The 10,529-nt window shown below is 45.8% G+C and carries 9 protein-coding genes; 4 read left to right on the top strand and 5 right to left on the bottom strand.

Annotation, left to right across the window (positions count from 1 at the left end; all coding sequences use genetic code 11):
* Window positions 1-449: 449 nt before the first annotated feature.
* The 4 genes from HMPREF2955_RS12795 to HMPREF2955_RS12810 form a co-directional block, all read right to left on the bottom strand.
* The gene (locus HMPREF2955_RS12795) at window positions 450-869 is read right to left on the bottom strand and encodes a hypothetical protein (protein ID WP_070723835.1); all 420 of its coding nucleotides are present in this window, start codon (window positions 867-869) and stop codon (window positions 450-452) included.
* An 82-nt stretch (window positions 870-951) separates the two neighbouring features.
* Window positions 952-1,497, bottom strand: a complete 546-nt coding sequence (locus HMPREF2955_RS12800; protein ID WP_070723836.1) for a flavin reductase family protein — start codon at window positions 1,495-1,497, stop codon at window positions 952-954.
* Between the two features lie 184 nt (window positions 1,498-1,681).
* Window positions 1,682-2,518 (bottom strand): hypothetical protein, encoded by an 837-nt coding sequence (locus HMPREF2955_RS12805; RefSeq protein ID WP_210401326.1) that lies wholly within the window; start codon window positions 2,516-2,518, stop codon window positions 1,682-1,684.
* A 141-nt stretch (window positions 2,519-2,659) separates the two neighbouring features.
* A complete protein-coding gene (locus HMPREF2955_RS12810; protein WP_070723838.1) occupies window positions 2,660-4,165 on the bottom strand; it encodes a glutamine synthetase family protein in 1,506 nt (501 codons plus the stop codon).
* A 259-nt stretch (window positions 4,166-4,424) separates the two neighbouring features.
* Between HMPREF2955_RS12810 and clpB the strand changes: the two genes are divergently transcribed.
* The 4 genes from clpB (at window position 4,425) to HMPREF2955_RS12830 (ending at window position 9,454) form a co-directional block, all read left to right on the top strand.
* A complete protein-coding gene (gene clpB / locus HMPREF2955_RS12815) occupies window positions 4,425-7,013 on the top strand; it encodes an ATP-dependent chaperone ClpB (RefSeq protein ID WP_070723839.1) in 2,589 nt (862 codons plus the stop codon).
* Between the two features lie 358 nt (window positions 7,014-7,371).
* The gene (locus HMPREF2955_RS12820) at window positions 7,372-8,466 is read left to right on the top strand and encodes an Ig-like domain-containing protein (protein WP_070723840.1); all 1,095 of its coding nucleotides are present in this window, start codon (window positions 7,372-7,374) and stop codon (window positions 8,464-8,466) included.
* 2 nt (window positions 8,467-8,468) lie between these two features.
* Complete coding sequence (locus HMPREF2955_RS12825) at window positions 8,469-9,119, top strand: hypothetical protein (protein WP_070723841.1); 651 nt, start codon at window positions 8,469-8,471, stop codon at window positions 9,117-9,119.
* 5 nt (window positions 9,120-9,124) lie between these two features.
* A complete protein-coding gene (locus HMPREF2955_RS12830; RefSeq protein ID WP_070723842.1) occupies window positions 9,125-9,454 on the top strand; it encodes a hypothetical protein in 330 nt (109 codons plus the stop codon).
* Between the two features lie 221 nt (window positions 9,455-9,675).
* Here the strand turns inward: HMPREF2955_RS12830 and HMPREF2955_RS12835 are convergent, their stop codons facing one another.
* Window positions 9,676-10,221 (bottom strand): hypothetical protein, encoded by a 546-nt coding sequence (locus HMPREF2955_RS12835; protein ID WP_083317729.1) that lies wholly within the window; start codon window positions 10,219-10,221, stop codon window positions 9,676-9,678.
* Between the last annotated feature and the right edge of the window lie 308 nt (window positions 10,222-10,529).

Raw genomic sequence — 10,529 nt, forward strand, 5'->3', positions numbered from 1 at the left:
AAGCATAAACATCCACAGCAATTGTATAAACAAACCCTTTTCGAACCATGAAAAACATGGCCGGAAAGAGCAAAATAGTCGTTAAAAAGTAGGATTTTAGGGATAAAACGTGGGTATTTGGGGGTTGAAAAATACGAGTTGGCAACCAAAATAGAAAGGCAAAATGGTGCAAAATGCGGGCTATGGTCTTAAAAATGGACAGAAAACGAAATGCGTAAGGCTGCAAATAGCCGCTAATAGCCTACACAAAAGCCTTAATTTACGCTAGAACAGAGCGGCAAGCAGGGTGTGTTTTGTAAAATATAAATACCATATTTAACAAAAACAGGTTCATCATAAAAGCACTGAAAGCTGCTCGATAATGGCCGCTTTGTGACAAACAGCTTTCAGAACAGCATGCCTTCGTAATATATTCCACAGGCCAAAACTTCTACGAGCCATATCAATGCCTACCGCCAAGTTGTGAAATCTACCTTTATATGAAACACGAAAGAATAGCTAATGAGCTTTCCACCATACGATGCAGGTTTAAATTGAACGGCATTCAGCATCTTTTTTACGTCTTTCCAAACCCACATGCTGCCCTTAAAACTCTTTTTGTTTACCAGACTTAGTCGTTTAAGTCGGCCCCGCTTGCCTATCGTTGCAGACACAACAAACCGAAAAGACGTTCCATCATATAATATCATGGGCAAGTTTTGGGCGATGTGTTCGCTCAGTTCTTTCTCTATGCCCGGTTCGTTGGTTGACGAAACAAAGGCATAAGTTTTACCATCAACTACATAACAAGGCCCTTGCACATGCTGGCCATGTACAAAAAGGGGCATTAGCAACATAGCCAACAACGCCAAAAACGTTATCGCTCTCATCCCCAAACAAATTTACATTTATGGTTGGCTCTAAAAAGCAACTTTGGGTAGCACTTTTAGGTACAATCTAGTGAGATACGGATTACTTCTTAAAGGGGGCATCCATGCCCACATATTCATCATCTCGCACCAACACTTTCTCTATCTTTCCCACGTACATTGTGTGGAGGTCGCGTTTAGGATAGCTCTCGTCGAGTGTTTCCTGATACACAAAACCACTCTGCTGCAATTCAGCGGCATATAGTTTCTTACAGATAAGCACAAGCTTCGCCTCCTTAAAATATACCGTTTCGTCGGCAAACACTTTGGTAAGTCCTGCCTTGGCTATCTTGTCCTCATCGCGCCCCGACACACTCCCCAGGTAGGCCATTTGCTTTTTAAAGTCGCTATCCATAACGCACAGCGAGAAATACTTTTCCTTATCCACATACGTCTTTGTGTAACGCGATGGGCGCAGATAGATAACTGCCGTGGGGTCGTTGTGTCCCCACAGGCAACCTAAGTGTCCCCAACTAATGGTCATCGTGTTGCATCCGTCCTGCTCATTACCCGCAGACACCAACATCCATTCCTTTCCCAACAGGTTGAAAGGATTAAATTTCATCTCCTTATAATTAATTTCTTTCATCTTATGTATGGTTATGTCGTATTAATTCGCTACAAAATCCGCGCCAAACGTGGAAATATGCCTCACGCCACCTTAACAAAACGAGCCATAAGGCTCGCTGGTACGTATCTTTGGCACACAAACCCTATTGAAAAAGGTATTGCCCAAGCCACACAACGGCTGGCAGACGTGGACAAGAGGCTCGTTACTTGCACCCCATGCCTTGCAGCTTGTCCCGCACAGGCGTGGCATTGATAAAGACATGGCTGTGCGGATAGTACCTAACAAGATACAGAGCGGGCACTCCGCCATTGATTACCCCAGTTTTAAAACCACGCCCGCGCAAACCCTTGGCGTCGGTTTCTTTCATAAACTGCATGGCGGAAAAAGCCTTGTCTTTCACCAAAACACCACGCAGCACCCTATCAACTGCATCTGTTTCGTACTGCGAGAAATCAAAGTAATAATATTTTGTTAATCCCCACTTGTCTTTTTCATTACAACTAGCGAAACGCAAAGTAAATTCTCCGCCTCCAATTTGAGGAAACAGCCAAGCATATGCGCGTTTTGAGCGTACCACATGATGCTTATACGACACCTCGTTTAAGGTCATTTTCGTAACTTTCGGTCCGCATTTCAAGTCCTTCACGTAATTAAACACACCCATGCTGCCAGCAATAAACACGGCAATCGCCATTAGCACTACGAGCATCAGCCCAAGTATAGCAGCATTTTGGTGCCATTTTCGCTCTTCTTCTTCGAAGTTTGAGCTTTTATACCGTTCTTCGTAGGTGGATATTCGGTTCATTTTAACACCTACCACGATTATCAACACTACGTAAACAAACAGCATTGCAGGCGTGGAAACAGCAATAAGTTGCCACAGCAATCCGGCAAGCCCAACCTGCGGAAGTCCCCAAAAAGAGTCGTAGAAAACAATAAGCAGCTGCAAAATGACCATCGTGATGTACGTAGTGATGCGTACTTTGCCCCACCAGTAACTACGTTGGCGTGCCGCGCGTCCATCAATTAGGGCACGCATTTTTCTTTTAGACATGGGTTTATATGCGTGAAGTATATGGCATAAGCCTAAACAACAAAGCCCAGTTCAAGGGCAGGGCGCACTACCCCACCCTTGTTCTGGGCTCACATTTATAGTTTAATTAGCTATTCCACCTCGGTCTTATCCGCAATGGAAGTAGCGTTCAACAAGTTCTTTCAGTTCGGCGGGGCGGTTTTCCACTTCCTTACGCAGGTTGCTGTCGTTAAAGTCGCGCAACTGTTTGATGATGCCATCAATCATAGCGGGCGAGAATACGCCATGAGCCTCGTACACCTTGCGTTGACGTTCCAGGCAATCGGCCGATGCAACGCAGCTGTCGGGCAACTGTCCCAGGCGGCTCAACTTATCGGCGTTTGCAGCATCGTGAATGTTTACATCAACGTAAGTTTGCTCTGCAATTTCGAGTGCGTTGGGCAATTCAAAGCCATAACGGCAGCCAACACACAAGCCAGCGAGAAGTTGATAAATGTCGGCCGAGCCGTCGGGCGAACGCATTTCGAAGGTTTGTTTCATCGACGTGTCCGGCGTTTCGGTCGGTTGCTGGGGGTTGGCCTTGTGCATCATGTCGACGCCGGCGGCCCAACCTAGGGGTACGCGTACGAGAACAGAGCGGTTGCGGTCGCCCCAACAAACGTTGGTGGGTGCCTCCTGGTGAGGGACAAGGCGGAAGTAAGCCATCGGGTTCTTGTTGCCAAAGGCAGTAATGCTGTCTGCAAGCTTCATCAATCCGGCGATAGCAGTGCGTGCCGTGTTGCTAAGCTTGCCGTTTTCTACCATCACGCTCTTGCCGTCCTTCATCAAGCGCATGTGCACATGCATGCCCGAACCAGCCTTACCAGTGGTAATTTTCGGTGCAAAGGTAACGTTCATACCCATTTGATAGGCCAAATTGCGAATAATCCACTTGGCAATCATCAGCTCATCAGCGGCTTTTTCTACGGGTACGGGCAAGAACTCAATCTCGTTTTGCTCGTAAATCAGTCCGTCTTGGCTAAAATTACCCACCTCAGAGTGTCCGTATTTAATCTGTCCGCCAGCCTTTGCGATGTACGACATGCAAAGCGTGCGGAAGTCGTTTGTTTTAGCATAAGGCATCGACTCGTGGTAACCGCGCTGGTCAACAGCGGGGAATACCTCCTCATCGGGCGTTATCACGTAATATTCCAGCTCGCCCATAGCATGAAATTCCATACCCGTAACCTCGCGGAAAGCCTTAGCAGCCTTGGCCAAGGTGTATTCGGGCGAGCTTTCTAGCGGATTGCCGTCCTTGTCGAAATAAGACGCAAGCATGCAAAGCGTAGGAATTTCGGCGAAGGGATCGACGAAAGCCGACGAGAAACGCGGCAGAACATAGAGGTCGCTGCTGCCTGCTTGGATGAAAGAGAATAGGCTGGACCCGTCTACACGTTCACCACAAGTGAGTATTGTGTCGAGGTAAGCCAAGTTGTTGATGATGAAATTGAGGGTTTTGAGCTTTCCGTCGCCCCCAGGATACATGAAGTTCACCATCTTAATCTCGTTTTCTTGGATAAAACGCACAATATCCTCCTTGGTAAATTCGGAAGACGGTTTTTGCAAGAACGCCACCACTTCGTTGGCATTCATCAAAAGTTCATTGTTTGCCATGTTTGATGTCTTTTTTAGTTAAAAGGGTTTAACGTTGGTTGATTGTTTACGTTGATTACTTTGCCGATGGTTTTTATCGGTCGGGACAAAGGTAGGAAAAACAAATCTACGTGACAAATTTTCAGCCAACAAATTATGTTTTACATGAAAAATAGTCGCAAAGATGACAATTTGACAGAGGAAATAACATCGGCATACTGTTTGGATAGTGTTTAACAGACAATAAGTCAGACAATAAATTACATTAAACATATAGACAATGAACTTCGACAAGTATACAATCAAAGCGCAAGAAACGGTTCAAGAGGCCGTGAACATTGCACAACGGGCAGGACAACAAAGCATCGAACCGGTGCACTTGCTCAAGGCCTTGCTTGAAAAGGCCGCCGATGTAACCAACTACATCTTCCAGAAACTTGGTGTTAATGCCATGCAGGTAAGTACATTGGCCAACTCGGAAGTAGAACATCTTCCGCGCGTAGAGGGCGGTAAGCCCTACCTAAGCAACGAAGCCAACAACGTTTTGTTGAAGGCCGAAGACCTATCGAAGAGCCTGGGCGACGAGTTTGTCTCAGTTGAGCCGCTCTTCCTCGCATTGTTGGCCGTTAATTCGTCAGCCGCTCGCATATTGAAAGATGCGGGATGCACCGAAAAAGATGCGCGCGCTGCCATCGAGGCCCTACGACAAGGGCAACAGGTGAAGTCGCAATCGGGCGACGAGAACTACCAGTCGTTGGAGAAATACGCCAAGAACTTGGTGGAAGATGCTCGTAACGGCAAGTTAGACCCTGTTATCGGGCGCGACGACGAGATACGTCGCGTGCTGCAAATTCTTTCGCGCCGCACCAAGAACAACCCCATATTGATAGGCGAACCCGGTACGGGTAAGACCGCCATTGTTGAAGGTTTGGCCGAACGCATCGTGCGTGGCGACGTGCCAGAGAACCTGAAAGACAAGCAATTGTATTCGCTAGACATGGGCGCACTGGTTGCAGGAGCCAAATATAAGGGCGAATTTGAAGAACGACTGAAAAGCGTTATCAAGGAAGTGACCAACGCCGACGGGCAGATTATCCTCTTTATCGACGAAATTCACACGCTTGTTGGCGCAGGCGGAGGCGAAGGAGCGATGGACGCCGCCAACATTTTGAAACCCGCGTTGGCCCGTGGAGAACTCAGAGCCATAGGTGCCACCACGCTAAACGAGTATCAAAAGTACTTTGAAAAAGATAAAGCACTGGAACGTCGCTTTCAAACGGTGATGGTAAACGAACCCGATGAGCTTAGCGCCATCTCCATTTTGCGCGGTATTAAGGAGCGTTACGAGAACCATCACAAGGTGCGCATACAGGACGATGCTTGTATTGCCGCCGTACAACTGTCTGAACGCTACATCTCCGACCGCTTTTTGCCCGACAAAGCCATCGACCTGATGGACGAGGCGGCAGCAAAATTGCGAATGGAACGCGACTCGGTGCCCGAAGAATTGGACGAAATAACCCGCCGACTTAAACAGTTGGAGATTGAACGCGAGGCCATTAAGCGTGAGAACGATGAGCCAAAGATGGCGCAATTGGACAAAGACATTGCCGAACTGCGCGAACAAGAGAAAGCGTTCAGAGCCAAATGGGAAAGCGAAAGGGCACTAGTGAACAAGATTCAGCAAGACAAACTGGAAATTGAACGCCTGAACCACGAGGCCGACAGGGCCGAACGCGAGGGCAATTACGAACGTGTGGCCGAGATTAGGTATGGCAAACTGAAAGAGCTTGACAACGACATCGAGAACATTAAGCAGCAACTGCAAGCCACGCAAGGCGGAGAAGGCATGGTACGCGAAGAGGTTACGGCCGACGATATTGCCGAAGTGGTGAGCCGCTGGACGGGTATTCCCGTAACACGAATGCTGCAAAGCGAGCGCGAAAAGCTGTTGCACCTCGAAGAAGAGCTGCATTGCCGCGTTATTGCACAGGATGAAGCCATCGCCGCTGTTAGCGATGCCGTGCGCAGAAGTCGTGCCGGGCTACAAGACCCCAAGCGTCCTATTGCCTCGTTTATCTTCCTCGGCACCACGGGTGTGGGCAAAACGGAGTTGGCGAAGGCCTTGGCCGAATACCTATTTAATGATGAGTCGATGATGACGCGTATCGACATGAGCGAGTATCAAGAAAAGTTCAGCGTGTCTAGGCTCATCGGCGCACCTCCTGGATATGTGGGTTACGACGAGGGCGGACAGCTTACCGAGGCCGTAAGACGTAAGCCTTACAGCGTGGTTCTGTTCGACGAGATTGAGAAAGCGCACCCCGATGTGTTCAACATCCTGCTACAAGTGCTGGATGATGGTAGGCTAACCGACAACAAGGGTCGCACGGTGAACTTCAAGAACACCATCATCATCATGACGTCTAACCTTGGTTCGCAGTACATCCAGCAACAGTGCGCCAACCTCAGCGAGGGCAATCGCGACGAGGTTTTGGACGAAACGCGCCAGCGGGTGATGGACATGCTGAAACAAACCATACGTCCAGAGTTCCTCAATCGTATCGACGAAACCATCATGTTCTTGCCGCTCACCAAGCAAGAGATAGCCGAAGTGGTTCGCTTGCAGATGCGTTCGGTTGGCCGCATGCTTGCCGAGCAGGGCTTTAAGATAGACGTTAGCGACGATGCCATCAGTCTTTTGGCCGACCTTGGCTACGACCCAGAGTTTGGTGCACGGCCCGTTAAGCGCGCCATCCAACGCTATGTGCTTAACGACCTGAGCAAGAAAATACTGGCCGAAGAGGTTAGTCGCGACAAGCCCATCCTCATCGATGCCCTTGATGGTAAACTGGTGTTCAGAAACTAAAATGGAAATAAACGTGGAATGGTGGCTCATAACGCGCGCCAAGCACATCGTTGTAGCCACTCCACACAATAAATACGCTTTTAAAAAGGCAGGCACAAGCAACCGGGAAACCAGCCTTGTGCCTGCTTTTTTGTTTATGGGCTGGCGCACAAACGGCATGTAGAAGTGTTGCATCCTTGTACTAATAGAGCCTTAGTAAAATAGTCTTCACGTAAAAAAAAGTTATTGAATATTTGGCCGTTTCAATTATTATATGTAACATTGCAACGTGTGCCCTGCATCTTAATTTCTTTTGCTTTCATGTAGATAAGGAGCCACCTAAACAGTAAATTAAGAACACATCTAGAATCAATTTGTTATGAAATGCAATAACATACCTAAGCCAAACACCATAACGCAATTATTAGTTGTGCTAATGTTCGCAAGTGTCTTTGGGGCGGATTCGGCCTTTGGACAGACGGCTCACAACGACAACGCCTCACGTCTGCCCAAAGCAGAAAACAAAGTTGCGTACACAGAAAGCGTTAGGCACTTGTTACATCAAGCACAAAGCTTAGCCCCCTTGGCATCAACCACGCATGCGACAGTCATCATTGGCCCAAAAGTGGGCTACGAAGGAGCAAAATACAGCTTGCAGTCTGCCCAAGAAGGCGACGTAACTTGGAGCAGCAACAATCCCGATGTGGCATCAATCAACGCCTCGGGCATACTGACGGTGAAGGGCAGAGGCGTGGTAGTGCTCACTGCAAATTACAAAAACCAAACATATAACCAAACCATTCTTGTGGGCATCCCACGATTTATTCTATCGTCTTCGCCCCAAACGGGTGGGTACAAGGTTGTCGCCAAATGCATAGATAACGAATATAAGAACTACCAGCCTCTTTTAAACGAAGTGCTCAGATTCAAATGGGGCATTAAGTACCCTGACGAGAACATCCGCTGGTCCACGTCTGATAAGTCCAGCTTAACCATCCAGGCACAAGCATTAGACAAAGACATTACCGTATTTTTGCAAGTGGCCGACGTTCAAGGCAACAAAACTGCGTTGCAACACATTAGTGTACATCCACAAGATGTCTACGCCTCGGACTATACCACTTTTTACATAGATTCCGAGGGAAACCTTTATGATTTCAAAAAAAGATATGATTTGTACGAATCGTCAAGAGTATTCATCGACTATAAGCCAAACCTGCCTGAAAAGTACGAAGGCCGTGAATGGATGCCAATAACAGCCATTGTGTTGAGTCCACAGAAAGGGAACAAAGAAATTTCCATGTACGGTGGCGGTCCCCTTGTCTGCGACATCTTGTCTGAAGAAGAATACGAATTTATCCGAAACAAGTCAAACGACAATCAGAGGTATAATTATATGTTGATGTTGCTCAACGATGAGCAAAAAGTAATCCAATATATACCTATCAGTTTCATTTTTAAAACAACTTTGTAACCATGATACGAAGAATAATATCGACAAAGATGTGTGCAGCCATTGTGCTTTCTCTCATCAGCATTGGATGTTCAAGGTTTACCTCCGAAGGTGAAACTTTAATAAGAGGAACGGCCACCATAAACGGGAAAGAGTATGTAGACATAACGAAACGTTATTGGAATACTGACTTTACCATTAATAATTTGTCTTTCTATCCTGAATACAGCATGTTTTTAATATGCATGCAACTCCAACCCAAAGGTCAAACCAAATTGGACTATGAATATTGGATTTCATTCTGCTTATCAACAGAGAAGACCGGAGGCTTACAGATTAACTACCCTTATAGAGTAGAATATAAAAAGTCGTTGGAGGAACCAACAGTAATAATACCGAATGATGTGATAAAAAACTTTGCAACGAACAGAGAAAAAGTTATAAATACGAAAGCAAATGACGGTATTGCTATTGTAGCAAATCTAAAAAGAGAAGCTACACGTTCTGTGGAAGGGCAGTTCATCATTCGTTCTCTCGACTTGCAAAGTGGAGATTGCAGAGGAGAGTATACAATAACGACTCCTGCGGTTGACGGCAAAGAAGAGCTAAGAATCAACGGCAAATTTGAAACGAAATTTAGCAAATATCCATATTATTCACCATATTTAAAATAACAGATATGAAGACAAGAACTATAATCATTAGCCTAACGGCCCTTCTTTGTGCGGTGTCGTGTAAAGAAGAAACCGAGCTACAAGTTCCCAATCCTCCACCCCCTCATACAAATGTAAAAAGCGCAGAACTTGACGATGAAGCTGTTTACCGTTTCCAAACGGACAAGAATCAGATGCTGAATAGCATGATAAGATACGACTATACCAAGAAGAAGTACGTTCTCGACATTTCCGAACAAGACGCGCGGAGCATTGGCATCACAACGCAGATGTATAAGGACGCCATTAAACGAGTGGAAGAAATGAATAAGGTAAACTTCGAACGGCTGCAATGAGCCCAAAAGTAACGTTTTCGTTAAGCCAAATGAACAATGTCGAGCTTGATCAAACATTGTCATGGCGAGAAAACACACTTTTCGAGGAACGAGAAAAGAACGTTCCTAGCCACAACAACTTGCGCCTTTACCCTATTGACCGCTCATCTAACGTGCAGTATCTAGGTTTCAGTACTGCGGCTACCAACCGTTGGTGGTGTGACAGCAACAAATGCCTCATATCATTCCTTTACACGTTTTAACTTGACAAGCTTTTTGTCGCGAACGTCATAGATGGCAGTAAGCGTGTGTCCAACGCTTAGACCTTCTGCAAGTTGCTCAACATAAGAGAAGTCTATTGTCATTTTTCTAAGTGCCGAAGGTCCACATAATATATGATTGTAAAGCATCAAAGCGATAGTGTCTTCTATCATCACAGGCAACGAATTGAAAGTGGCAGAATCCTCTATTTCTACTGTTAATAGGTATTCATAATCCTTATCTAACATAACTGTATCTAAGAGTATTCTTTCTCCTTCGTTATTAATGTTCTTAATAAATCTAGTAGTGTTACTCCATCCCTTCCTTTTATCCAATGCTTTGAAGTATCTCTCTTCCTTGTTGGATAACTGTGGCTGATAACTTGGCTTTGGCTGCATCATCATTCCCCATGCCAAGAAGTATATGCACACGAATAAAATGAAAAGGCCAACAAAGCATAGCAGCCACCACAAAACAGCTTTCTTATACTTATTATTCTTTGACAATGAGGTTTTGTCCATCGACATACGCATCTATGTTATTGTTAATTACAAACTTATCGTCAATCTTATGCCAAATTGCATTTTTCCCTACTATCGCATATTCTACCTTATTCTTTGTCTTTATGGGCACAACCTTTATTGCCTTCAAATGCTTAATATACACAAAGACAACAATGGCAAGAGTAGATGCATGTGTAGTGGATAATGTAGCAGTTTTATCAAGATAAACGCCATACCGAGTTATTCCGCGGATTCTATGGTCATTAACAACCCGATCGATGCGAAATACTCTTTTAAGAGAACGTTTTCGTTAAGCCAAATGAGCAATGTCG

The organism is Prevotella sp. HMSC073D09 (assembly GCF_001814145.1).
In the GTDB taxonomy this organism is placed as follows: Bacteria; Bacteroidota; Bacteroidia; order Bacteroidales; family Bacteroidaceae; genus Prevotella; species Prevotella conceptionensis.